This is a genomic window from Micromonospora polyrhachis (assembly GCF_014203835.1).
Lineage (GTDB): Bacteria > Actinomycetota > Actinomycetes > Mycobacteriales > Micromonosporaceae > Micromonospora_H > Micromonospora_H polyrhachis.
In genome coordinates this window covers 6,731,940-6,753,323 of record NZ_JACHJW010000001.1, presented here as the reverse complement: position 1 = coordinate 6,753,323, position 21,384 = coordinate 6,731,940, and the positions used below count along the sequence as shown (strand labels likewise).

27 protein-coding genes are annotated in these 21,384 nt (G+C 67.8%); 16 read left to right on the top strand and 11 right to left on the bottom strand.

What is annotated here, in order from left to right:
• Positions 1-137: 137 nt before the first annotated feature.
• Positions 138-1,145 (bottom strand): tyrosine-type recombinase/integrase, encoded by a 1,008-nt coding sequence (locus FHR38_RS29950; protein WP_184538505.1) that lies wholly within the window; start codon positions 1,143-1,145, stop codon positions 138-140.
• Positions 1,146-1,318: 173 nt separating this feature from the next.
• Between FHR38_RS29950 and FHR38_RS29945 the strand changes: the two genes are divergently transcribed.
• Positions 1,319-2,308: a helix-turn-helix transcriptional regulator gene (locus FHR38_RS29945; RefSeq protein ID WP_184538503.1), complete on the top strand. Its 990-nt coding sequence runs from the start codon at positions 1,319-1,321 to the stop codon at positions 2,306-2,308.
• 27 nt (positions 2,309-2,335) lie between these two features.
• Here the strand turns inward: FHR38_RS29945 and uppS are convergent, their stop codons facing one another.
• Together uppS and FHR38_RS29935 are read right to left on the bottom strand one after the other, a co-directional pair.
• Complete coding sequence (uppS, locus tag FHR38_RS29940) at positions 2,336-3,112, bottom strand: polyprenyl diphosphate synthase (RefSeq protein WP_184538501.1); 777 nt, start codon at positions 3,110-3,112, stop codon at positions 2,336-2,338.
• 63 nt (positions 3,113-3,175) lie between these two features.
• Positions 3,176-3,379, bottom strand: coding sequence for a DUF397 domain-containing protein (locus FHR38_RS29935; RefSeq protein WP_184538499.1), 204 nt, complete (start codon positions 3,377-3,379; stop codon positions 3,176-3,178).
• Positions 3,380-3,556: 177 nt separating this feature from the next.
• On the opposite strand from FHR38_RS29935, the gene FHR38_RS29930 reads away from it, so the two are divergent.
• Positions 3,557-3,718, top strand: a complete 162-nt coding sequence (locus FHR38_RS29930) for a hypothetical protein (RefSeq protein WP_184538497.1) — start codon at positions 3,557-3,559, stop codon at positions 3,716-3,718.
• A 52-nt stretch (positions 3,719-3,770) separates the two neighbouring features.
• Here the strand turns inward: FHR38_RS29930 and FHR38_RS29925 are convergent, their stop codons facing one another.
• Entirely contained in the window at positions 3,771-4,130 is a 360-nt protein-coding gene (locus FHR38_RS29925) for a YybH family protein (protein ID WP_184538495.1), read from the bottom strand.
• Between the two features lie 89 nt (positions 4,131-4,219).
• Between FHR38_RS29925 and FHR38_RS29920 the strand changes: the two genes are divergently transcribed.
• Both FHR38_RS29920 and FHR38_RS29915 read left to right on the top strand, forming a co-directional pair.
• Complete coding sequence (locus FHR38_RS29920) at positions 4,220-5,119, top strand: LysR family transcriptional regulator (RefSeq protein WP_184538493.1); 900 nt, start codon at positions 4,220-4,222, stop codon at positions 5,117-5,119.
• Between the two features lie 22 nt (positions 5,120-5,141).
• Positions 5,142-5,384 (top strand): hypothetical protein, encoded by a 243-nt coding sequence (locus tag FHR38_RS29915; protein ID WP_184538491.1) that lies wholly within the window; start codon positions 5,142-5,144, stop codon positions 5,382-5,384.
• Between the two features lie 58 nt (positions 5,385-5,442).
• Here FHR38_RS29915 and FHR38_RS29910 read toward each other — a convergent pair whose 3' ends face one another.
• The gene (locus FHR38_RS29910; RefSeq protein WP_221449248.1) at positions 5,443-6,090 is read right to left on the bottom strand and encodes a TetR/AcrR family transcriptional regulator C-terminal domain-containing protein; all 648 of its coding nucleotides are present in this window, start codon (positions 6,088-6,090) and stop codon (positions 5,443-5,445) included.
• Positions 6,091-6,239: 149 nt separating this feature from the next.
• Between FHR38_RS29910 and FHR38_RS29905 the strand changes: the two genes are divergently transcribed.
• From FHR38_RS29905 to FHR38_RS29895, 3 genes are read left to right on the top strand one after another with little or no spacing between them, the layout of a single operon-like run.
• Positions 6,240-6,716 carry a hypothetical protein gene (locus tag FHR38_RS29905; RefSeq protein WP_184538489.1) on the top strand — a complete coding sequence of 159 codons (477 nt, stop codon included), beginning with the start codon at positions 6,240-6,242 and terminating at the stop codon, positions 6,714-6,716.
• 8 nt (positions 6,717-6,724) lie between these two features.
• Positions 6,725-8,218 carry a carboxylesterase/lipase family protein gene (locus FHR38_RS29900; RefSeq protein ID WP_184538487.1) on the top strand — a complete coding sequence of 498 codons (1,494 nt, stop codon included), beginning with the start codon at positions 6,725-6,727 and terminating at the stop codon, positions 8,216-8,218.
• Between the two features lie 31 nt (positions 8,219-8,249).
• Entirely contained in the window at positions 8,250-9,233 is a 984-nt protein-coding gene (locus FHR38_RS29895) for a phosphotransferase (protein ID WP_184538485.1), read from the top strand.
• Positions 9,234-9,408: 175 nt separating this feature from the next.
• Here FHR38_RS29895 and FHR38_RS29890 read toward each other — a convergent pair whose 3' ends face one another.
• From FHR38_RS29890 to FHR38_RS29875, 4 genes are all read right to left on the bottom strand, one after another.
• Positions 9,409-10,077: an alpha/beta fold hydrolase gene (locus FHR38_RS29890; RefSeq protein WP_246446792.1), complete on the bottom strand. Its 669-nt coding sequence runs from the start codon at positions 10,075-10,077 to the stop codon at positions 9,409-9,411.
• Between the two features lie 127 nt (positions 10,078-10,204).
• Positions 10,205-10,636: an SHOCT-like domain-containing protein gene (locus tag FHR38_RS29885; protein ID WP_184538482.1), complete on the bottom strand. Its 432-nt coding sequence runs from the start codon at positions 10,634-10,636 to the stop codon at positions 10,205-10,207.
• Between the two features lie 24 nt (positions 10,637-10,660).
• On the bottom strand, positions 10,661-10,921 hold the full coding sequence (locus FHR38_RS29880) for a hypothetical protein (protein ID WP_184538480.1): 261 nt from the start codon (positions 10,919-10,921) through the stop codon (positions 10,661-10,663).
• Positions 10,918-11,280 (bottom strand): DUF2089 domain-containing protein, encoded by a 363-nt coding sequence (locus FHR38_RS29875; RefSeq protein ID WP_184538479.1) that lies wholly within the window; start codon positions 11,278-11,280, stop codon positions 10,918-10,920. Before FHR38_RS29875 ends, FHR38_RS29880 begins: the two co-directional genes overlap by 4 nt.
• A gap of 116 nt (positions 11,281-11,396) precedes the next feature.
• Between FHR38_RS29875 and FHR38_RS29870 the strand changes: the two genes are divergently transcribed.
• Positions 11,397-11,780, top strand: a complete 384-nt coding sequence (locus FHR38_RS29870) for a hypothetical protein (protein WP_221449247.1) — start codon at positions 11,397-11,399, stop codon at positions 11,778-11,780.
• Between the two features lie 119 nt (positions 11,781-11,899).
• Complete coding sequence (locus tag FHR38_RS32655; RefSeq protein WP_184538474.1) at positions 11,900-12,367, top strand: HNH endonuclease; 468 nt, start codon at positions 11,900-11,902, stop codon at positions 12,365-12,367.
• A 288-nt stretch (positions 12,368-12,655) separates the two neighbouring features.
• On the opposite strand, the gene FHR38_RS29860 is transcribed toward FHR38_RS32655, so the two are convergent.
• Positions 12,656-13,339, bottom strand: coding sequence for a hypothetical protein (locus FHR38_RS29860; RefSeq protein ID WP_312882614.1), 684 nt, complete (start codon positions 13,337-13,339; stop codon positions 12,656-12,658).
• A gap of 322 nt (positions 13,340-13,661) precedes the next feature.
• Between FHR38_RS29860 and FHR38_RS29855 the strand changes: the two genes are divergently transcribed.
• The 6 genes from FHR38_RS29855 to FHR38_RS29830 all read left to right on the top strand — a co-directional run bounded on the left by FHR38_RS29855 (position 13,662) and on the right by FHR38_RS29830 (position 19,375).
• Positions 13,662-14,246, top strand: coding sequence for an RNA polymerase sigma factor (locus FHR38_RS29855; protein ID WP_312882481.1), 585 nt, complete (start codon positions 13,662-13,664; stop codon positions 14,244-14,246).
• Positions 14,243-15,172, top strand: coding sequence for a CU044_5270 family protein (locus FHR38_RS29850; RefSeq protein WP_184538473.1), 930 nt, complete (start codon positions 14,243-14,245; stop codon positions 15,170-15,172). The genes FHR38_RS29855 and FHR38_RS29850 overlap by 4 nt, the downstream gene beginning before the upstream one ends.
• Before the next feature lie 1,071 nt (positions 15,173-16,243).
• A complete protein-coding gene (locus FHR38_RS33380) occupies positions 16,244-16,723 on the top strand; it encodes a GNAT family N-acetyltransferase (RefSeq protein ID WP_184538471.1) in 480 nt (159 codons plus the stop codon).
• Between the two features lie 353 nt (positions 16,724-17,076).
• A complete protein-coding gene (locus tag FHR38_RS29840; protein ID WP_246447956.1) occupies positions 17,077-17,571 on the top strand; it encodes a DUF1062 domain-containing protein in 495 nt (164 codons plus the stop codon).
• Between the two features lie 167 nt (positions 17,572-17,738).
• Positions 17,739-18,707 carry a prolyl aminopeptidase gene (gene pip, locus FHR38_RS29835; protein WP_376771451.1) on the top strand — a complete coding sequence of 323 codons (969 nt, stop codon included), beginning with the start codon at positions 17,739-17,741 and terminating at the stop codon, positions 18,705-18,707.
• Between the two features lie 266 nt (positions 18,708-18,973).
• Complete coding sequence (locus tag FHR38_RS29830) at positions 18,974-19,375, top strand: erythromycin esterase family protein (RefSeq protein WP_184538466.1); 402 nt, start codon at positions 18,974-18,976, stop codon at positions 19,373-19,375.
• 46 nt (positions 19,376-19,421) lie between these two features.
• Here FHR38_RS29830 and FHR38_RS29825 read toward each other — a convergent pair whose 3' ends face one another.
• Positions 19,422-20,294 (bottom strand): hypothetical protein, encoded by an 873-nt coding sequence (locus tag FHR38_RS29825; RefSeq protein WP_221449246.1) that lies wholly within the window; start codon positions 20,292-20,294, stop codon positions 19,422-19,424.
• Between the two features lie 118 nt (positions 20,295-20,412).
• Between FHR38_RS29825 and FHR38_RS29820 the strand changes: the two genes are divergently transcribed.
• Positions 20,413-21,300 (top strand): SDR family oxidoreductase, encoded by an 888-nt coding sequence (locus FHR38_RS29820; RefSeq protein WP_184538464.1) that lies wholly within the window; start codon positions 20,413-20,415, stop codon positions 21,298-21,300.
• Positions 21,301-21,384 lie beyond the last annotated feature (84 nt).

Below are 21,384 nucleotides of genomic sequence, written 5' to 3'. Positions count from 1 at the left end.
GTGCCTCAATCGCTCGTGGCCCATGGCCGACCCGGCAGTCATGCCGCCAACCGTAGTAGGCGTATTCGGCCGAAGGCAATTCGGTTGTCTGGATCGCCTGCGCCGCGGACTGTCAACGGAGCCGTAGGCGCAGACGGTCAGGACGACGCCGGGGCGCGCCGGGACCGAGCGGCCCAGATTGCATACGCCGGGTCACGGTCGAGGTTGTGTCGGTCCCGGTCGTACCGACGGGTGGTACGCGGGTCGGCATGCCCCATCGCGTCCTGCACGTCCTCCAACGGCACCCCCTCGGCGCGGGCGGTGGTGGCGAAGGCGTGCCGCAGCGAGTGCGGGGACAGCTTCGCCCACGCCGGGATGCCCGCTTGCTGCGCCAACCGGCGGACCAGTCGGAACACCGCGTGCCGATCCAACCGACCACCGCTGGCGGTGACCAGCAGCGGCCCGGTCAACTCGTGCACCGGCACGCCGGCCGCCGCTGCACGCTCCGCCAGATAGGCGTCGACCGCGTACGCCGTACCCGGGGTCAATGCCCGCCGCCGCGACCGGCCGCCCTTGCCGACGAACCGTACGCTGCGATGTCCTCGCTCGTAGCCCAGGTCGGTCAGGTTCAGCGACACCATCTCCCCCACCCGCAGGCCGAGGTCGGCCAGGAGCGCCAACGCGGCCCGGTTACGGGCAGCGGTCGGACCGGTCTCCACCTCGGCGGCGGCCAGCAGTGCGTCCACCTCCTGCGGGGTCAGCCCCACCGTCTCCGAATGGTCCCGACTGACCCTCGGGCGGTCGGCACCGGATACCGGGTTGGCGTCGACCGCGCGCAACTTGACGAGGAAGTCGTACCAGCTGGACAGGGCCGAGAGCTTCCGGGCCACGGTGGCCGGGGTGAGCGGACGGCCACTGCGCGGATCGACGCGGGCTTCCAACGTCCGGGCGTACTCGTTGACGTCCAGGAAGTTCGCGGCGAGCGGATCGAGTTCCCGTTCGGCACACCAGGACAGCCAGCCGGTGATGTCCCGCCGGTAGGCGTCCCGGGTGTGTTCGGAGAGCCGACGGTTGACCAGCCATGCCTCGGTGAAGTCGAGCGGAGCGCCCGGCAGCGTCGGCAGGCCGCCGGGGCGGCGACGGACGAGGGGGGTGGATCGGGACATGCGAGAAAGGTTCTCAGCCTCGTCGGGCCGGATGCCAGAGGCGCGCCCACGAATCCCAGTGGGGAAGACGACCAACTCCCACCGTAGCGGAGCGGCTACCGCCATGGCGGTCGGACGTCGATGAGCAGGGACACCTGTCAGGCGTCGTCAGAGCCGGGGGCTAGGTTCGGCGGGTGCGCGCGAGCCGGTTGGTGTCCCTGCTGTTGCTGCTCCAGACCCGGGGGCGGATGACCGCGCCGGAGTTGGCCGACGCACTGGAGGTGTCGGTACGTACCGTCTACCGGGACGTCGAGTCACTCAACGCCGCCGGTGTCCCGGTCTACGCCGACCGTGGTCCCGTCGGTGGCTACCAGTTGCTTGACGGCTACCGGACGCGGTTGACCGGGCTGACCCGCGAGGAGGCGGAGACGCTGTTCCTGGCCGGGGTGCCCGGACCGGCGGCCGAACTCGGCCTGAGGGATGTGCTCGCCACCGCCGAGCTGAAGCTCCGCGCGGCGCTCCCCCGCGAGCTGCGTGACCACGGCGGGCGGGTCCGGGACCGGTTCCACCTGGACGCGCCGAGTTGGTTCCGGGCCCCCGAGCCGACCCCGCACCTGGCTGCGCTCGCCGAAGCCGTGTGGCGGGACCGGCTCGTCGAGGTCCGTTACCGCCGGTGGAAGACACCCCGGGAGGTCAGCCGCACGCTCGCACCGCTGGGGGTGGTGCTCAAGGCTGGCCGCTGGTATCTGGTGGCCCGGGCCGGCGAGGACATTCGCACCTACCGGGTCGGGGCCATTCTCGACCTGGCCGTCCGCGACGAGGGTTTCGACCGGCCCGCCGACTTCGACCTGGCCGAGTTCTGGCGATCCTGGACCGACCGCTACGAGCGCAGCGTCTATCGGACCGAGGCGACGGTCCGGATGACCAGCATGGCCCTGGACCGGATGCCGTACATCTTTCCGCCCGCGATGGCCCGGGCGGCCCGGGACGCGGCCGGCGCTCCGGACGACACCGGCTGGCTGGGCACCCGGGTGCCGATCGAGTCCATCAAGCACGGCCACACCGAACTGCTCAAGCTCGGCGCGGAGGTCGAGGTGCTCGACCCGCCCGAACTGCGGGACCGGTTCGTCGAGACCGCACACGCCCTGGTCAGCCTGTATCCCCGGCCAGCCGTCGGGTTGTGACATCCCGGCCACCGGGGTTGTGGCCGGTCAGCCCCCGAAGCGGCGGTGCCGGGCGGCGTACGAGCGCAGTGCCCGTAGGAAGTCGACGTGTCGGAAGCCTGGCCAGTCGACCTCGCAGAAGTACAGCTCGGAGTAGGCGGCCTGCCACAGCAGGAAGCCGGAGAGTCGCTGTTCGCCGCTGGTACGAATGATCAGATCCGGGTCGGGCTGGCCGCTGGTGTAGAGGTGGGCCGCGATGTCGTCGGCGGTGAGTTTCCGGGCCAACTCCTCGGCGGTGGTGCCGGCTTCCGCCTCCTGGACGAACAACGAACGCAGCGCGTCGACCACTTCCTCACGGCCGTCGTAGCCGACCGCCACCGTCAGGTGTTGCCCGGTGTCGCAGTCCCGGGTGGCGTCCTGGGCGAGTTTCAGGGCGTGCCGGGTCGAGTCGGGCAGCGTGTCCATCCGGCCGGCGAGGTGCAGCCGCCACCGGCCGGGTTGGCGGACCATCCGGCCGGCGATGACCTGCTCGATCGTCTCCATCAGGAACTGCATTTCCGCCGACTCCCGTTTGCGCAGGTTGTCGGTGGAGGCGACGAAGATGGTGACGTGGGTAATTCCCGCCTCGGCGCACCAGCCGAGTACCTTCTCGATGTGTTCGGCACCGTACCGGTGGCCGAGGCTCGGGTTGTCGAAACCCATTCGGCGGGCCCAGCGGCGGTTGCCGTCCATGACCAGCGCGACGTGCCGGGGCAGCGGCCCCTTGGCCAGGTGCGCCTTCAGGCGACGGACGTACGGGCCGTAGAGCGCATCACCGAGCAGCACCGCAACAACCTACCGCCCGATGGTGCCGGTAGACAGAGCCCGGCTGCCTGATTTGACGCCTCGTCAGCGCTGGCCGGTGGTGTTCTCACGGGCGAAGCTGACGAAGTTGGCCCAGGCGTCGGGGGCGAAGGTGAGGTTAGGGCCGGTGCGGTCCTTGCTGTCGCGGACCAGTACGACGCCGGAAAGGTTGTCGGCGACCTCGACACAGGAGGCACCACCGTTGTTGCTACGAGTGGACTTGCGCCAGCGCGCGCCGGTCAGCTCCATGTCTTCGCCACTTCTTCGATCAGGGTCAACGACTGCCGCCGGGATAGGGCTTCCCCGCGGACACTTCCCCACCTCCGGTGCAGCCCGGCAGTCTCCTCATGCCGGCACCAGTCGCCGCTGCGCCAGGTCGCGCCGCGCGGCGACGAGGTGATCCAGGTACGCGCCGGACTGTGGCAAATGGACATTGGGCCGACCCGCATCGACGGGGTGCTGCTGGAGTTGTCGGTCGGCGAGGAGGTCGAGTGCTGGCCGATCGACCTCGCACAGTCCCGGGCCCTGGTGGGTGTACTCCGGGATCTGCTGCGGCGGGCGGAGGACGCTGTGCCCCGTGCGGCCTGACCCGGTATCTGCCAGTCTCCCGGGGCAGGCCGCACGCTTGGGTCCTGTGCGGTCAGCCTGCCTCCGGCCGGTCCATGATGCGCAGCCAGGTCCCGTCCGGCTGACGGCGCGCGACCTGCACCCGGCCCCCGGTCCCGTCGGCCGGTCGGGTCGAGGTGAGGGCGAGGTCGCCGTACCGGATCGTCGGTAGTGGCTTCTCCAGCGGGAAGGGCAGCGGCGCGTGGGCGAGCATCCGCTCACACACGGCCCGGATCGCCTCCCGCCCCACGGTCGTGGATCCCGGCGGGTAGGCGAGTACGGCGTCGGGTGCGTACAGCGCGGCCAGCCCGTCGGCGTCCCCGGCGTTGGCCCGCTCGACGAAGAGCCGGGCCAGGTCCTCGGGGGTGGCGGCAGGTTCCCGGGTTTCGGTCATGGTGGTCTCCTTTCCTCGCTATCCGAGCCTGCCTTCGGTGGATCTAGAAGTCCAAGAGCTAGTTTGTCTGGCGACTAGAATCATCGGTTATGGAACTGCGGCAGCTCGAATACTTCGTGACCGTGGCCGAGACGGGAAACTTCACTCGCACCGCCGAGCAGCTGCACGTGGCACAGCCGGGGGTCAGCGCCCAGATCCGACGACTGGAACGCGAACTCGGCCAGGAGCTGCTGGACCGGTCCGGACGCGTCGTACGGGTGACCGAGGTGGGCATGGCCGTCCTGCCGTACGCGCGGGCGGCGCTGGCAGCGGTGGACGGCGTCCGGCTCGCCGTGGACGAGCTGGCTGGCCTCGTCCGCGGACACGTCTCGATCGGGATGGTGACCTCGCACAACGTCGACCTGCCCGGCCTGTTGGCACGGTTCCACGAGGCGCATCCGGCGGTGGAGGTGACACTGGCCGAGGCGAACACCGACCAGCTTGTCGAGGACCTGCGCGCGGGAAGTCTCGATACGGCGATCATCAGTGTGGGCGGTGGCATCCCGGCCGGACTCGCGATCCAGGTGGTCGACGACCAGCCCATCGTCGCGGCGGTCAGTCACGACCATGAGCTCGCCGTGCACCAGGTCATCTCGATCGACACGCTCCGGGGTCGCCTCATGATCAGCATGCCCCGGGGCACCGGCCTGCGGGCACGACTCGAAGAGGCCTGCGCGACCGCCGGGTTCACGCCCCGGATCGCGTTCGAAGCCAGCTCCCCCGAGTTCCTCGCCCAACTCGCGGCCCGAGGGCTGGGAGTGGCCATCCTGCCCAGGGCATTCGTCGAGGCCCGGTCCGAACATCTGCGACCAGTCACGATCGGTCGACCGTCGATACGTGGTCGCCTGGTCTTCGCCTGGCGCGCCGACGGTCCGCCCAGTCCCGCCGGTCGCGCCCTGGTCAGGCACGCCCGCCAGCTGCTCGGCGACGCTAGCAGCCGTGGAAGATGACCGCCATGGGCAGAATGACTTCATGTCGTACCCCGAGCCGGATGCCCTGTTGCCTGCTGAGGAGAGTGCACCGCGCCGATGCCGCCGGTGCGGCCACCCGGTTCCACGCGGACGACTCTTCGAGGGCTACGGGATCGACTGCGCGATCCGGCTCGGCATGTTGCCCGGCACCGCCCGGGTACGCGCCGCTCCTCAGGAGGGGCCGGACCTGTTCGACCAGCTGGAAGAGGGCCGGGACGAGGGGTGCAGCGGCCCGTCCTCATGATCTCGCCGGAGTCCTCGGCCTGATCAGCTGTCGACCAGCGCCCGTACGACGGCTCCGGCTATCCGCCGTCCGTCACTCGTGCCGCCTCGAAGCCGGACAGCATCGCATCGAGCGCGAAGTCGAACCGGGCGTTCGGGCCGGCGTGCTGCGCGGTGCGTACCGCCTCGGTCAGTAGCGGGAACCGATCGGGGTCCGGTACGGAGACGGGTCGGTCTCGTGCTCCGGTGGTCGTGGCACCTCGCCGGGTGGCGACCTGTCCCACCACGAGGTCGGACAGGGAGTACACGACGTCCAGCGCCATCTCCAGCGGGAATCCCGCCTCGACCAGCGCCTCGAGCCCATCTTCCATGATCTGTAGGTTCTGTGGCGTCAATGCCGGCCGGGACACGACGAGCGGGATCACGTTCGGGTGTGCCAGCAGGGCTGCCCGCAGTGAGTGGGCGTAGCTGCGCAGACCCTCCCGCCACGACCGGCCGGTGAAGCGAGGCGGCGCGGCCTCGACGAAGAGTCGTTCGACCAGCCCGTCCAGCAGCTCGTCCTTGCTGGCCACGTGGTGGTAGAGGGTCATCGCCTCGACGCCGAGTTCGGCACCGAGGCGACGCATCGACAGTGCGGCCAAGCCCTCCCGGTCGGCCAGCGTCATAGCGGCTTCGAGTACAGCCTCCCGGGTCAGTCCCGCCCGCTGGCCACGTGTGCGACCGACCACAGCGCCTCCCCTGTTGACGATTCTTACATCGTAAGCCTACCGTGGGGACGACCCTAACTTACATCGTAAGATTCACCCGTGGGGTCGATCAGACCTGGGCATCCACGGTGGGTCGACTAGATCTACCCCTGACTTTCCAAGGAAGAACCATGCCGTCAACAACTCCATCCCCATCAGTCGACCGTCACCCGGTCGTCATGTACGCCGGACTGGCGCTGACCGCGATCACCACCCTCGTACCGCTGATCGACCTGGTCACCGCCGACACCCTCACCAACCACGTACGCGCCGCGTATCCCGAGTGGCCCGCCGCCACGGTGGCCCTCGACCGCAATGCCATCGTCGGCTATCTGGTCGCCGTCGGCGTACTCGGCATCGCCGGCTGGCTGTGGACGATCCGGGGCGTCACCCGACACAGGAATTGGGCCCGAACCGTCGCCACGATCATGTTCGTCCTCGGGGTCAGCGCCGCCCTGCTCAACCTGACCTTCACCGGCGGCGCGTACGACAACGTCATCCCAGCCCAGTACAGCATTCCCGGCCTGCTGCCCTCACTGGTGGGACTGGTGCTGGTCGTCCTGCTCTGGCGTGGACGGTCGACCGACAGCAACTCCACCCCCCGGTAGTGACCGCCATGACGTACACGGACCCCACCGTCAGGACCCGGTACGGCACCGTCCGGGGCACCACCCACGGCCGAATCCACAGCTTCAAAGGCATCCCGTACGCCAGGCCACCCTTCGGCCCCTACCGGATGCGCCCGCCGCAACGGGGCACCCCGTGGACCGCGATCCGCCCGGCCGTCGACTTCGGCCCCACCGCGCCCCAGCCGCAGTTCCCCCTTCCCGCGAACATGGACGGCTTCTACCCCACCATCGCCGGAAAGGACTGTCTCAACCTCAACGTCTGGTCTGCTGACCTGGGTGGGGCACGGCAGCCGGTCATGGTGTGGCTACACGGCGGCGGGTTCGACGGGGGCAGCAGCAGCATCTACGACGGCAGCCGGTTCGCCCGCGACGGGGTCGTCTTCGTGAGCCTCAACTACCGGCTCGGCGTGGAGGGCTTCGGCGACCTGGGCGACGGCAACGTCAACCTCGCACTGCTCGACCAGATCGCCGCCCTGCACTGGGTACGGGAGAACATCACCGCCTTCGGCGGCGACCCCGACAACGTCACCATCTTCGGAGAGTCCTCCGGGGCGATGTCGGTCGGCGCGCTGCTCACCATGCCAGCCGCCCACGGACTGTTCCAGCGGGCCATCATGCAGAGCGGAGCCGGGAACACCACGTTCGCACCCGAGACCGCACAGCACATCGGTCGGCTGCTCGCCGCCGAACTGGGCGTCCCACCGACCCGAGACGCGATCGCCGCCGTGGAGATGGAGCGGCTGCTCGACGCGCAGAACGCGGTGATGGCGCAGCTGGCCCCGTACCCCGATCCCCGACGCTGGAACGGCGAGCCCGGCGCCCGCGTGACCGCCTGGCAGCCGGTCGTCGACGGGCAGATCCTTCCCACCCGGCCGATCGACGCCATCCGGGCCGGCGTCGGTGCGGACGTCGACATCCTGATCGGCACCAACGCGGAGGAGGGAAGACTGTCACTGGTGCCGTTCGGGCTGCTCGACGCGATCACCGACGACGACCTGCTCACCGCCATGAAGCTGTACGGCCTCCCGGTGGATCGGGCCCTGGCCGTCTATCGTGCGAGCAACCCGGGTGCCGGTCCCGGTGACCTGCTCTCGCTGTTGCAGCGCGACTGGTGGTACCGCATCCCGGCCTACCGGCTCGCCGAAGCCAGAGCCGGGATCGCCGCAGCCACCTACCTGTACGAGTTCGCCTGGCGTTCACCCCAATTCGACGGGCTTCTCGGTGCCTGCCACTTCCTGGAGGTTCCGTTCGTCTTCGACCTGCTGGACTCCCCGCTGTTCCAGAAACTGACCGGTACGCGGCCTCCGCAGGCACTCGCCGCCACCATGCACGCCAGCTGGATCGCGTTCGCCACCCACGGCGATCCGGGCTGGGCCGGATACGACCTGGTCAAGCGACCGGTGATGCGCTTCGACACGGCATCCAGACTTGGGTACGACCCACAGCCGGCCGAACGAAGCATCTGGGACGGCGTCTACTGAGCCCGGAGCCCGTTCCTGGTTTACTGGGTCGATGCGCACTGGGGAGTTACCCGCGATCGCGGCGGCGCTGGGCAGCCCTGTCCTGTCGACACGGCCACTGGCTGGCGGTTTCTCGCACGAGACGTGGCTGTTCGGGCTGGCCGACCGTCAGGTGGTCGTACGCCTCGGCGGGCCAGATCCCGCCATCGAAGCCGCCGTCATGACTGCCGCTGGGCGCCACGTTCCCGTACCGCAGGTGCTGCACCTCCTACCGGCCACCGCGATGCCCGACGAGGCCCGGCCGGCGATGGTCGTCGAATACGTGGGCGGAACGCTGCTCAGCCACGTACTCGAAGACACCACCCTCGACAGCAGAGCCCTGGCCTCCCTCGGGGCGGAGGTGGGACGGGTCGTCGCCGGCATCAGCCGGGTACGGTTCGACCGACCGGGCTTCTTCACCGACGCGCAACTCACCGTCGGCCCGGAACGCCCCTGGTCACAGCAGCTACCCGAGATAGCCAGCGCCTGCCTGGCCGCCACCGACGTGGCCCGCCTCGACCCAGCCACGCAACAAGCCTGGCGGGACCTGTGTGTGACACACGCCCCGGCGCTCGCCAGGGTCGACGAGCACAGTCGACTTGTCCACGGCGACATCAACCCCAAGAACATCCTGGTGACCCGTACACGGAACGGATGGCGGGTGGACGCCGTCCTCGACTGGGAGTTCAGTTACTCCGGCTGCCCGTACGGGGACGCGGCGAACATGATGCGGTTCGGCGCGGACTATCCCGCCCCCTACCTCGACGGTTTCCGGTCGGCCTTCGCCGCGTATCTGCCGGCCGACCTGCCATCCGCCGAAGAGTGGGCCTATCTCGGGCGGGTGCTGGACATGTTCGCGCTCAGCGACCTGATCACCCGTCCGGCTGAGAATCCGGTGGCCGACCAGGCGGCGGCGCAGATCCGGCGCTGGGTCGCCGATGGACTCCCCGACGACGAGCTGGCCACACTCGACGCCGGGGGGTATGCCGGCCGCTGATCAGGGTCTCGGGCGGGGCCCTGCGACGCCTGACCGAGGCGCGCCCTCAGCTCAACCGACGGCGTGGCCGCTGATGGCGGCGAGCTCGCGTACGGTCTGGGCGACGGCGGGTGAGTCGTGGCGCAGAATTTTGCTGTGGTTGCTCGCGACCTTCGCGCTTATCTTGATGTTCGGGTTACGCGAGGATCGGATCGAGCACGGCCCGCCCCTGTTCCATTTCTCCGTCCTGGCTTCCGAGGCTGTCACCCGTGGCCAGGACGAACCGCACCGGGCAGGTCAGACGGTCGAGGACCGGCGCGCTGACGGCGGCGATCTCGTTGAGCTCGATGTTGACGTCGGCGTGCTGGTCAGCGGTCATCCGCGCGGCCAGGCCCAGCCGGCTGGCGATCGGAAACAACAACCGCATCCGGCGGAACAGCTTCCGGATCCGCTCATGGCCGGCCTCACCGGTCAGACCGACCGGAAAAGCGTCCACGGTCACCACTCCCAGGGCGCGGTCGGGATTCCGGTCGGCCCAGTGCCATGCCAGGATGCCCCCATAGGACCAGCCCACCAGCAGCGCCCGGTCCACGCCCCTGGCCTTGAGGACGGCATCCACATCTCGGATGCATGCCTCAAACGAATAGTCCAACGAACGCTTCGACCTGCCGCGGGCACGCTCGTCGTAGGTGATGTGCCGGTAGTCGCTGCCGAGATCGGAGATGACGCGCCGCCAGTGCGACTGGTCGGCGTAGGCGCCGTTGAGGTAGACCACGGGACGGCCGTGGCCACCGGTGTCGGATACGTAGAGTGCGGTGTCATCGACCGGCACCATGCCGGTCCAGGCGGATTCGTTGATGGTCATGGTTTCCCTTCCCAGGGCCAGAGGTGGAGCAAGAACGGCGCATGGACACCCGCCCGACCCCGTGGTCCGGGCGGGTGTCCGTACGTCTTGGCAGCGCCCTGCCGCCGGCCACGTCGCCGTGGCGGTGTTACTCGCAGAACACCTGCACCTTGGCGTCGGGCTGGTCGACGTCGACGGTGAGGTCGTCGAGGTGCTCGATGAGTTCCTCGATGTGCTGCGGTTTGAGCTGGGTAAGGTCGATCGGTACGCCGGACCTGGTCAGCTCGTCGTTGACCTTGGTGAGCGCCTGCGGAGGGATGAGGGTCGTAAGCCGAACCCCGGCGCGCAGTAGTTGCAGCGGGACCCGGACGTTGACCCGGGCCGGCCCATCACCGCTGAAATCGTCCTCCGAGTTCACCACGACACGCAGGTACTTGGGTCGGGGTTTCGGGCCGGACACGGCTCCCTGCGGCGACTCGGGCTGCTTCCGTTCAAGGACATCGATCAGCCGCTCGGCCTCATCCGCGGTGATCTTCCCCTCGGCCAGCATCTCCAGAACCTGGCGGCGCTGCTCGTTCATCGTTGCTCCTCCCCCTCTTTTGGCTTACCTGACGCTTACCAGCACGGCCGTTTGGCCATCCTCGATCTCAATCCGGGTGCCGGGCAGCGCCCACAGCAGTTGCCCGATACCGCGCAACGCGCCCACCGGGCTGACCCGGAAAACCAAGCAGGCAACCAGTCCGGCCAGTACGGCCACCAGCAGCAGCGGTGACAGCACCAGCAGCACCGGTAGGACAGGGACGTACAGCCGCAGCCAGCGGCCGTCGCGACGCCGTTGGCGGTACGTCACCAGGTGCGGAATCATCGGGACCTCTCCAACTCGGTTAGTGCCTCCTCGACGCTGATCTCTCCCCGCCGCAGGCGGTCAACAACGTCGGCACCGGTCGGCGCCGGGTCGGTGTCGACGAAGTCGAGTTGCTCGGCGATCCGGTTCAGCCGGGACTTGACCGTCGGGTAGCTCACCCCGAAGATCCGCTCCATCTCCTTGATCGAACCGTGCGACCGGACGAACGCGGCAACGAACACCTGGTCGTCGGCACTGAGCTGAGCCAACTGCGGCGGCTCGAACTGGCCCTCGACCGCAATGCCGCTGCCGGCGAGGCGGACCCGCTCGACCACGAACGGCTTCCCCTGCGTCAGGTCCGTCAGTTCCCGCCAGTCCACCCTCGACCCCTTCCGTCCAACGATGCGTTCGCCATTTAGTTGTACCTTGATTTTCTTAAGATCTCAACGCCTGAATCTTAATTTCTTCAAGGTTTGACTTTGACCGGGCTTCCGGTGTGCCGGATCAAGCAGGTAGCCATGCGTTGTGGGGCCGCCCCAGCGGTGCACCGGCACCCGCGCAGTACATCGGTCGACTGCTCCCCGTTGAGCGGAGTGTCCAGCCGACCCGGGACGCGATCACCGATGATGACCTGGTCGCGGCCTTGAAGCTGTACGGCCTGCCGGTGGATCAGGTACCGGAGGTCATCGTGCGGCCAGCCCGGGTGCCGGTCCGCAGCGCTACTCTCGCTGTTGCAGCGCGACTGATGGTGCCGCATCCCGATCCCAGCCAGGGCGGATACGACCCAATCAAGCGACCGGCGATCCGCTTCGACACCGAAGCCAGGGCCATGCACGACCCACAGCCAACCAGTCGCACCATCTGGGACAACGTCTACTGACGACTGATGACGGGCGACCAGCCACCCTGCCCGCCAACCGTTCGCGGTCTTGCGGTGGACGTTGACTCGAGGCCGGTGTCAGGAAGCAACGGCGGCCAGCCTGTGGGTAACCTACGACGGTGCTTTCCGCCGTCAAGGGCCTCTCCCGGCACTTCACTGAAGACACCCTTCGCCACTATCTACTGGACCGCTCGACTCGTACGGACCATGGCTGTCTGATTGTGCGCGGCTACGGCGATCAACGGGGGGTCTACCAGAAGGTCGCCGGTCGGGCCTGGGCACACATCGCGGCTTACGTGGTTTTCGTGGGCGGATACGATCCGCGCTTGGACGTCGACCACGAATGTGGCGTCAAGGACTGCATCGAGCCGTCCCACCTACGGCAGCTCACTCGGGCCGAGAACTGCCGCGCCCGGGTACGCCAGGGGCAATGTCGCAACGGCCATGACCGGGAGATCGACGGTACGACCGGGGAATATCGGCGATCCTGTCGCCAATGCAACCGGGATGCGCAGCGACGCTGGCGGCAGCGGCAGGCGGCCGAGGTCGAGCGGGGACGATCCTCGTGGATCGCCGCCCAGGGTTAGCGGCGAGGTCAAACGCGACCTGCTGAAGGTGCGGGGCCGAGCTGAGCTGGCAAGCGGGATGCCACGGGCTCCGACGAATCCAAACGCGCGCAGGTCACTCAGTACGACCAGATGACCAAACTACGCGCGGGGCGTTGCAGCTCGGAACCACCGATTGTCAAGGTTCTGCCGCCGACGACATCGAGATACACGACCTCGAACCTAGCCAGGTAAGCCAACTGCCCGCCCAGAACGACTCGCAGGCTTCTCCTCTGGACCGAGGCAGTCTCACTGAATTGAGGTGGGCCGTCATCGTCGCAATCGATCTCCGACAGGCCAGCCAGGCGCTTCGCAAGCATTCGCCAGGTCAAACGGGGCGGTGATGGCGAAGTCCCTGTCGATCGTCCTTACCAGCGCACTCCCCCGTGATCCCAATCCGAGTTGCTCGGTCCAGCCAGCAAGAACGGCAATGAAGCCCACCAGGTCGCGATGCGCACTCCCCAGCAGAGCGGGCAGCGCCACCCGTGGTAGGTCGATGTGAACGCCGGCCCAGCGACCGTGATGGCGGTTAGAGCCACCGTCCTGCCACACCCGCAGATGGTCGCCAAGCACCTCGACCTCCGGCCCCGGATCGTGGCCCAGCCATGGCGAATCCCCGGCAAGGGCTTCTGTCCAGTCCCGCCAGTCTTCCAACCCAGCACAGCAACCCGGAACCACGGCGGTCCCAGTGTCGATATCGCACAGCTGTAGCCCGCCGGCAACGACAAGCATCTCCTCGGCCAGTAGCGCGTCCACCACCTCATCCGGCCCGCCGGGCTCTGGAACATCGATCCTGTCAGCCAGGGCCGCCACGAACAGTCCAACCTGTTCCTCGCTACAGCTGGCGTCGAGTGCCAGCCACGAGAACGGTGCCGCCGACTCCACCGGCCAGGGCCGTGGCGCCTCGGCGTCCAACGCCGGAACCTCGACGACCGCCCGCATCGTGATCACCACATCAATCAACCCGGCGCTCCTCGCGCCAACCCAGGGCCACCGTCACGTCCGCATTCGGGACACCCGCAATCCGTTCGGCCGGGCCATTACGTCCCGGGCGAGCGAGTCCCGCAAGGCTGGCCAATGGTGCCCCTACCTGCTAACGCCGAAAGTGACTCGGCGAGTTCTGGCCTCGCTTGAGTCAGGCGGCGACACTGCCACACTGCTGGCCGACGGGCTACGGGAAGCGTAGCGCCAGTGCCGGCAACCGCGAGCCATGTGACCTCAGGAAAAAGTGTCTCCGGATGTGGGAACTCAGGGCCGGCTGCGGACAGGTACAGGTGTGACAGCCGAGATGCGGGTCCGGATCCGGGCCGGAGACGCCGATGCCTTCGGCGAACTCTTCGATGAGCATGCCGATGCGATTCATCGGCATGCCGTGTGGAGTGGGGGCGATCCGGCTCAGGCCGAGGATGTGGTGTCGCTGACCTTCCTTGAGGCGTGGCGGATCCGCCAATCCTTGCGCCTTGACGGAGACGGCCTGCGGCCGTGGCTGCTCGGAATCGCCACCAATGTGCTGCGCAATCGTCAACGGGCGGCGCGCCGGCACCGGGAGGCATTGCGACGACTGCCGGTACGCGACACCGTTCCAGACTTCGCCGACGAGGTGGTCGCCCGGATGTATAACGCTGAACAGGTGGCTGCGGCCATGGCGGCACTGCGGTCATTGCGTCGGGCGGATCGGGAGGTGTTCCTGCTCTGCGTGTGGTCACAACTGGACTACGCGGCTGCGGCAGAGGCGCTGAGCGTACCGGTCGGGACCGTGCGTTCGCGGCTGTCGCGGGCCCGGACCCGGCTGCGGGCGCTGGCACAGCAGGAGATGGCGCCAACCCGAACGATCCCCGTCGAGCAGGGAGAATACCGATGAGCGAGCCCACCGCCCCCCGCGTGCCGGCCATGCCGGCGGTGCGCCGGCAGGCACTACGGCACCATCTGATGAACGAGATCGACCGGCCGGCCCGGCGGCCGCGGCGGATGCTGATACTCGCTCCGGCTGCCGGCGTGCTGGCGGTCGTGGTCGCAGCCGGAGCGATCGCCCAGCCATGGGCGCCGGACAGCTCGCCGCTGATCGTGACCGTCGAGCAGGGGGATCACAGCGGAGCGATGTTGTTGCTGAACCGGATGGCGGCGGCGGCCGACAGGTCGGGACCATCGTCCGGTGAGGGCAAGTACATCTACATCAGGAGCCGCGGTGCGTTCGCCGAGTTGGGTGACGGCCCGGCGCGGCTGCAACCGGTGTACGAGCGGGAGATCTGGATTCCGCGCTACGAGCGGGGTGACGGCCTACTCCGGCAGCCATTCTTCGATATACCGATCATCGGTGTGATCCCGGAACGGGAGACGCTCACGAACGTGACGCCGAACGCGGAGCTCGTCAATCTGCCCAGCGATCCGGATGCACTGCTGGCGAAGCTCTACCGGGAGCGCGACGAGCGTGGCCGTGGCACCAGCCGTGACGGCGGGGCGTTCGACGCGATCGGCGACATCCTGCGCGAGTCGCTGGTGCCGCCGCAGACAAGCGCGGCGCTTTACCGGGCGGCGGCGAAGATCCCGGGGGTCGAGGTGGTCCGCGGAGTCACCGACGCGGTCGGGCGGCGAGGGATAGCCGTCGCGCACACCGATCGGAGCCGACGCAACGAGTGGATCTTCGATGAGCAGACGTATGAATACCTCGGTGAACGCAGTTATCTCGTGGCGGCCACCGCCGACGGGCCGGCCGGGACAGTGCTGGGCACGACCGCGGTGCTACAGCGAGCCGTGGTGTCGAAGCTCGGACAGCGTCCAGAGAGGTGACTGTCGAGCAGCCAGCTGCCGCAGATCAAGACGCAGGCTGGCACCACCAGACGTACAAAGCCGGCAGTCAGGACTGCACCCGCGCACAGCGTCTGCTCGGCCTGGCGCAGTGCCGAACGCACGATCCGCTCCACCCGCCGTCGGCTGGTGATTCGATCTGTTCCCGGCGGCACTCGTCCAGCAGTTCCTCGCGCACCAGCTCGAAGCGCCGTTCCTTCGCGCCACGTCCGCGGGCAACCAGCCGATCGGCTTTTCCGCGTCCGCCCGTCGAACACTCCCAGCATGCAAGATCAGCCGTTTGGCAGCTGGTGACACGTCCGATGCCGGCACCCCTACCGAGCCGAGGCGTCAACTCTCCCGAGCCGCATCGGACGTGTGCAGCCAGGACAGGGGCGACGGACCTCTTGGCTTACACCATCCTAAAGCCTTGCGCACAATAACTGTCATTATGATGTAGCACCAAAATGTCCCGTTTGCCCACGTAGATTATTGGATTGCCATTACCGGCAATCCAATAATCTACCGGGACGGCAACGGCTACCGATCGTCTGGACGCGCCGAAGCCTGTGGTCAGTTCCGGGCTGGCCCGGAACTGACCGTTCCAACGATCCTGACCTTGGCCATGACTGATCACGTTGGACATGACCGTTCGGGTGTTGGTAACCGTGGAGTGGCGCACCGACGCAGCGGAATCATCTTTCGTGCGGATCGAGGTACGCCATCCCGGAGGGCACATGGCAGCGCCCACCAACCCCATCATCCTGACCTGAATCGATGGCCACGCCGCCGCTTGGTGGAGATCGGGGCCTGGGCTTATTGCAAGAGGTTTGCAATAATATGGAGGTGCTCAACGAGCGCGCTGCCTCACTATCCCTCCAGCCCGGCAGAACGACTCCCGCGAGTTCGCGCAGCACTCCGGACCGCCTGCCCGAACTCGTCATGGCGTGGGGTCGCGGCTGGGCTGTTGCCCGTGGCGTGCCCGACCCTGTCGAAATCCCGGGCGGCTTCCGAGCCGATGTGGGCCGGCACGGTCACCGAGTCCGGTACGTGTTGCACACCTGGGACGCCACTGTGATCGAGAACCTCACCGAGCAGTTCACCGCGCCCGGAACCTGGATCAAGGTCAGCGGAGGCGCTACCGATCTACAGCGTGCCCTGTCAGCACACTGGACGATGGAAAGCGCCGCCTACCTGATGCGCACTCGGTTCGCCGTAGGTACCGACGACCCTCCATCCCCGTACCAGACGCGAGTCTCGATGGAGGGTGACGTCGTCGATGCGACTGTCGTCGACGCGACCTGCGTCACGGCGGCTTCGGGACGCTTGGCACCTGCGGGCGAGTACGGCGTGATCGACCAGGTGGAAACCGCGCCGGCACACCAGCGCCGCGGACTGGGCACCATCGTCATGCGAACCCTGGGTGACCAAGCCGCGCGCATCGGACTGGGCACCGGCATCCTTGTCGCCACCGAGGACGGACGCCATCTCTACCGCGCCCTTGGCTGGACAGTGCAATCGGAGATCGCGGCGGCGCACGTCCCGGAAGACTGACGTCGCTCTGAGGGCTCCCGGTAGCAGTGTCACAATTCCGGACGAGAAACCGGTTGAGCCTTCATCCGCGTCCCCGTAGGTTGCCTGCGGCCCGTCGTAGATGAGGACAAAGGACAAGACCGCGTGACCCCGCCTGCTCTTTAGACCTGACACCTTCTATCGCTCACCTGTAGCCGACGCTCCCGTCGGTTCTGCCGGGCTGCCCTGGTGCGCCTGGCCATACAGCGTTTGAGGTCGCGCGCAATCGGCCTCGTGTCAGGTTCCAAGAGATCAGGTCTAGAAAAATCATGTCTTCACAACCTCATACCGTGCTGCCCTGGGTCGTTCGTCGGACCAGGCTGCCGTTGTTGACGATGCGATGCGTGGACTGCCGGTCGGATTCGGCCACCACCGGCGAGGGCAGGTTCCGCGTCAACGCCAACGGCAAGCTGCTGGAGGTGTGGCTGCTGGTCCGCTGCGTATCCTGCGATCGGACGAGCAAGCTCGCCGTGCACGAGCGAGCGCCGGTCAGGTCCTTCGATCCGGCCGAACTCCACGGCTACCACGTCAACGATCCGGACCTGGTGGCGTCCCGGCTGTTGGATCGGTTGCTTGCCCGGCGTAACCACTTCAGCCTGGACTGGACGGGGGCCTGGCGGCTGGACACACCATCGGCATGCCCCGACGGGGCGTGGCCGGTCCAGGTCAAGGTCACTTTCGAGGATCCGATACCGGTACGCCCGGAACAGCTCATCGCGCATGGGCTCGGCCTCAGCAGGAACGAGGTACTGCGCCGGATCAAGTGCGACATTTCGCTGCGCCGCCCAACGAGCACCGGATTCACCTTTACCGTGATGGCCAGGGAGTAACCGAAATGTGGCTGCGGCCGCGGCCGGCCCGCCGCAGCTTGCCCCCAAATCACCACTCCACCGTGGCTCAGGCGAGCGTGGCTAGCGGCAGCGAGAATCGGGGCGCCCGAAGGGGCCGGGGTGTGCGAATGTGTCAGCGCGTCCCTGCTGCTTGGAGGTCTGGACCCGTGGGCGAGCTGTATCCACCGATCGAGCCGTACGAAACGGGGATGCTCGATGTGGGCGACGGCAACCTCATATATTGGGAGGTCTGCGGCAATCCCGACGGCAAACCCGCGCTCGTTGTCCACGGCGGACCCGGGTCAGGGTGTGGCACCAGCGCTCGCCGGTACTTTGACCCGAACCGCTACCGGGTAGTGCTGTTCGACCAGCGTGGCTGCGGCCGAAGCACACCACACGCCAGCGACCCGGCAACCGATATGCGATGCAACACCACCTGGCACCTGGTCGCCGATATGGAACGCCTGCGCGAGCACCTGGGCATCGACCGTTGGCTGCTGTACGGCGGATCGTGGGGTTCCACGCTCGTCCTGGCCTACGCGGAACAACACCCGCAGCACGTGTCGAAGATCGTCATCCCAAGTGTCACCACGACCCGGCAATCGGAAATCAACTGGCTCTACCGGGGCGTCGGCCGATTCTTCCCCGTACAGTGGGAACGCTTCCTCGAAGGAGCGCCCGCCGGCACACCACGCGACGGTGACATCGTCGCCGCCTACGCCCGGCTCCTAGGGCACCCCGACACCGCCGTACGGGAGAAAGCCACGGCCGACTGGTGCGCATGGGAGGACGCGGTCCTGTCCGGAGAGACCGGCGGCACCTTCAACCCGTACGGCGACCGCCCGCCGGCCGCCAGGCTGGCCTTTGTGCGTATCTGCACGCATTACTTTTCCCACGGTGCCTGGCTGCAGGAAGGCGTGTTACTGCGCGAAGCTGGCCGGCTCGCTGGCATCCCCGGTGTCCTCATCCACGGCCGACTCGACATGGGCGGTCCGCTGCAAACCGCCTGGGAGCTGCATCGCGCCTGGCCCAACTCGGAGTTGATCGTGGTCGAAAGTGCGGGGCATCTCAGTACCTCGGCGACGCGTACGCACGTTCTTCGGGCCCTCGACGGTTTCGCCGCAGCCGAAAACTGATGTCTGCCAACGGTCGGCACCCCGGCCGACGTGCACCGCCGGCCGCGCCGCGCTCGCCCAACGCGCTACGACGAACGGACATCACCAGCTCCTGCCTGAAGGGATGGACGATGCCCACAATGCCAGATCGATCAGCCTGAGCCGCCCCTTGCGTTGAAGGCTTTGCCTCGCTGTCCTGGCATCATCACGAAAAAGCCTCCACCGTCGGTTCAAAGATAGCGTTGATGGCATGAACGTCGATATCACTGACGCCATCCGGGCCGTCGATGCTGCTGCCATCATGGGGTTGCTCCCAGCCCGGCCGGGCCTGCCTGTACGGGCGCACTGCCACCGGGCTGCTGAGCTACCACTTCTGGATGGCCGACACGTCACCGGGCCGGATGGCGAGGCTGCTCGGCGTGCGGGACTCGATGATGGCCACCAACCTGCTTGCCCTCGCCGAACGGGGCCCGACGTTGGTGAACGCCCACAACAGCCACCTCCAGCGGAACAAGAGCACGATGCGGATGTGGGAGGGGCCGGTGGAATGGTGGAGCGCCGGTGCCCACCTGGGCGACGCGACGCCCACTCCCCGCGTTTCTGCCTGGTACGGCTACTCCCCGCTGGACCCGACCCATGTAACTGACCATGACGGGCTCGTATTCGTCAAGGACACATCGCGCCGCTAAGGTCCCTCACCTTCGCCATCACCCGGACGTAAGCCGCCCGGCCGACCTACGTCCGGGTGAGGGTGAGCAACAGCGGCGTACGGACACCGAGCAGCGCCGCGGAGTCGGCGACCACTTCGGCCAGCCACCCGATCACGTCATGCGACCACTCGACAAGCTCTCCGCGCAGCACCACCCCGTGCAGAGGCGGACCGTTCCAGAAACTGTCGGCAAGAGGCGGATCGGGAATGACGTCCCGGCCGACGACCTCGCGGGACCGACACATGAACACGTCCCGGCCCAGGTCGGCGAGGTGCTCGCTGAGCTGCTGCGTGGCGCCGAGGATCGACGAGTCCCGGCCGCTGCTGATGTCGACCTCCACCGTTGTCCTCGACCCGGGGTCACGCTCGCCGAACCAACCGACCGTACCGATCGCTGGCACCGGCGCGTACGGTGGCCGCGACGCCGGATCGAGCCCTTGAACTGGCAGCAGGACCTGCACCGCCGACAGGTCCAGTGCGCCGGCCCGCGCTGTCGCGTCCAGGGCACACCGCAGGAACGGCTGTACGGGTAGTGGCCGGTCACCGGGCACGGCACTGACTCCGACCTGGAACCAGGAGACCAGCCCGGGAACAGCGAGAGGATGGTCCCAGCCGGCGTCGTTCATGCCCCACAGCCCAGGCGCGCGCAGCATCCGGTCCTTGAAATCGCCTCCGGCCCCTCGGTCGTCGAGCCACCCCATGGCGATCGACCGGTGGTAGAACAGCGAATAGGCATCGTGCCCCAACTTGGGATCGCGCCAGGCGTGCGGGACCAACTCGCCGTACAGGGCAGCGAACATGGTGCCGGCGCTCGGCACCGAACCAGGTGCCACGCCGGGACGGGCCTCGTCGCGGTACAGCATGGGGTGCCTGTCGACATGGCTACGCCGCGATTCCATGACGGTAGTTTCGCAATCTCAGGCTGCGATCAGCCCCGATTTCTGGATCGGAGCTGAATCTGTCAACCGGGTCGAATAGCCTACGTCGACCACGGTCGTTCGGACGACAAGGAGTGAAATGAACACCTCCAGCACCGAAGCCGCCGCCACGACCAGCACGTCGGGTCACGCACACACCACGCGCCCAGAGGTGCTGGTCGTCATCGGTGTGGGTGGGATGGGGCAGGCGATTGCTCGTCGTCTGGGCAACGGCCGAGCCGTCCTGATCGCCGACTTCAACGAGGCGACCCTGCAGGCAGCCGCCGAGGGCCTGCGCGGCGATGGATACACCGTCACCACTCAGCTGGTTGACGTCGCCTCCCGCGAATCGGTACGCGCGCTCGCCACAGCCGCATCGAATCTGGGGGCCGTCCGCCAGGTAGTGCACACCGCAGGCCTGTCCCCTGTGCAGGCTTCCCCGGCAGCGATCCTCCGGGTCGACCTGCTCGGCGTCGCGTTGGTCCTGGATGAGTTCGGTGCCCTCATCGCCCCGGGCGGTGCCGGTGTGGTCATCTCCAGCATGGCCGGCCACGGTGCCATGGCACTGACCGCGGAACAGGAGATGCTGCTGGCGACCACCCCCACCGACGATCTTCTGCGGCTCCCCTTCCTCGCCGAGGAGACCCTCGACTCGGGCATCGCCTACAGCCTCGCCAAGCGCGCGAACCATCTTCGCGTACAGGCGGCCAGCCGCGCCTGGGGAGCACGTGCCGCCCGGGTCAACTCGATCAGCCCCGGAGTGATCTCCACACCGATGGGCCAGGAGGAACTCGCCGGCGAGCACGGCACGCATATGCGCGCCATGATCGATGCCTCGCCCACCGGCCGGATCGGCACGCCGACTGACATCGCCCATGCCGCCGCCTTCCTTCTCGGCCCCGAGTCGTCGTTCGTCACCGGCACCGACCTGCTCGTCGATGGTGGTGTCGTCGCGGCCACCCGTTTCGTCCAGCCACCCGCAGTCTGATTCCGGACCTGAATGGCGACCTTGACCAGACGTTCGACGCGGTCGGGCCCCGGCCCCGGCCGCGCGTTGCGGCGATCGAGGACA

Coding starts and splice junctions, on each gene's coding strand:
- FHR38_RS29950 (WP_184538505.1), bottom strand. CDS start 1,145: ATGTCCCGATCCACCCCCCTCGTCCGTCGCCGCCCCGGCGGCCTGCCG.
- FHR38_RS29935 (WP_184538499.1), bottom strand. CDS start 3,379: ATGGAGCTGACCGGCGCGCGCTGGCGCAAGTCCACTCGTAGCAACAAC.
- FHR38_RS29930 (WP_184538497.1), top strand. CDS start 3,557: ATGGACATTGGGCCGACCCGCATCGACGGGGTGCTGCTGGAGTTGTCG.
- FHR38_RS29925 (WP_184538495.1), bottom strand. CDS start 4,130: ATGACCGAAACCCGGGAACCTGCCGCCACCCCCGAGGACCTGGCCCGG.
- FHR38_RS29920 (WP_184538493.1), top strand. CDS start 4,220: ATGGAACTGCGGCAGCTCGAATACTTCGTGACCGTGGCCGAGACGGGA.
- FHR38_RS29915 (WP_184538491.1), top strand. CDS start 5,142: ATGTCGTACCCCGAGCCGGATGCCCTGTTGCCTGCTGAGGAGAGTGCA.
- FHR38_RS29905 (WP_184538489.1), top strand. CDS start 6,240: ATGCCGTCAACAACTCCATCCCCATCAGTCGACCGTCACCCGGTCGTC.
- FHR38_RS29900 (WP_184538487.1), top strand. CDS start 6,725: ATGACGTACACGGACCCCACCGTCAGGACCCGGTACGGCACCGTCCGG.
- FHR38_RS29895 (WP_184538485.1), top strand. CDS start 8,250: ATGCGCACTGGGGAGTTACCCGCGATCGCGGCGGCGCTGGGCAGCCCT.
- FHR38_RS29890 (WP_246446792.1), bottom strand. CDS start 10,077: ATGACCATCAACGAATCCGCCTGGACCGGCATGGTGCCGGTCGATGAC.
- FHR38_RS29885 (WP_184538482.1), bottom strand. CDS start 10,636: ATGAACGAGCAGCGCCGCCAGGTTCTGGAGATGCTGGCCGAGGGGAAG.
- FHR38_RS29880 (WP_184538480.1), bottom strand. CDS start 10,921: ATGATTCCGCACCTGGTGACGTACCGCCAACGGCGTCGCGACGGCCGC.
- FHR38_RS29850 (WP_184538473.1), top strand. CDS start 14,243: ATGAGCGAGCCCACCGCCCCCCGCGTGCCGGCCATGCCGGCGGTGCGC.
- FHR38_RS29840 (WP_246447956.1), top strand. CDS start 17,077: ATGCGATGCGTGGACTGCCGGTCGGATTCGGCCACCACCGGCGAGGGC.
- FHR38_RS29830 (WP_184538466.1), top strand. CDS start 18,974: ATGCTGCTGCCATCATGGGGTTGCTCCCAGCCCGGCCGGGCCTGCCTG.
- FHR38_RS29825 (WP_221449246.1), bottom strand. CDS start 20,294: ATGGAATCGCGGCGTAGCCATGTCGACAGGCACCCCATGCTGTACCGC.
- FHR38_RS29820 (WP_184538464.1), top strand. CDS start 20,413: ATGAACACCTCCAGCACCGAAGCCGCCGCCACGACCAGCACGTCGGGT.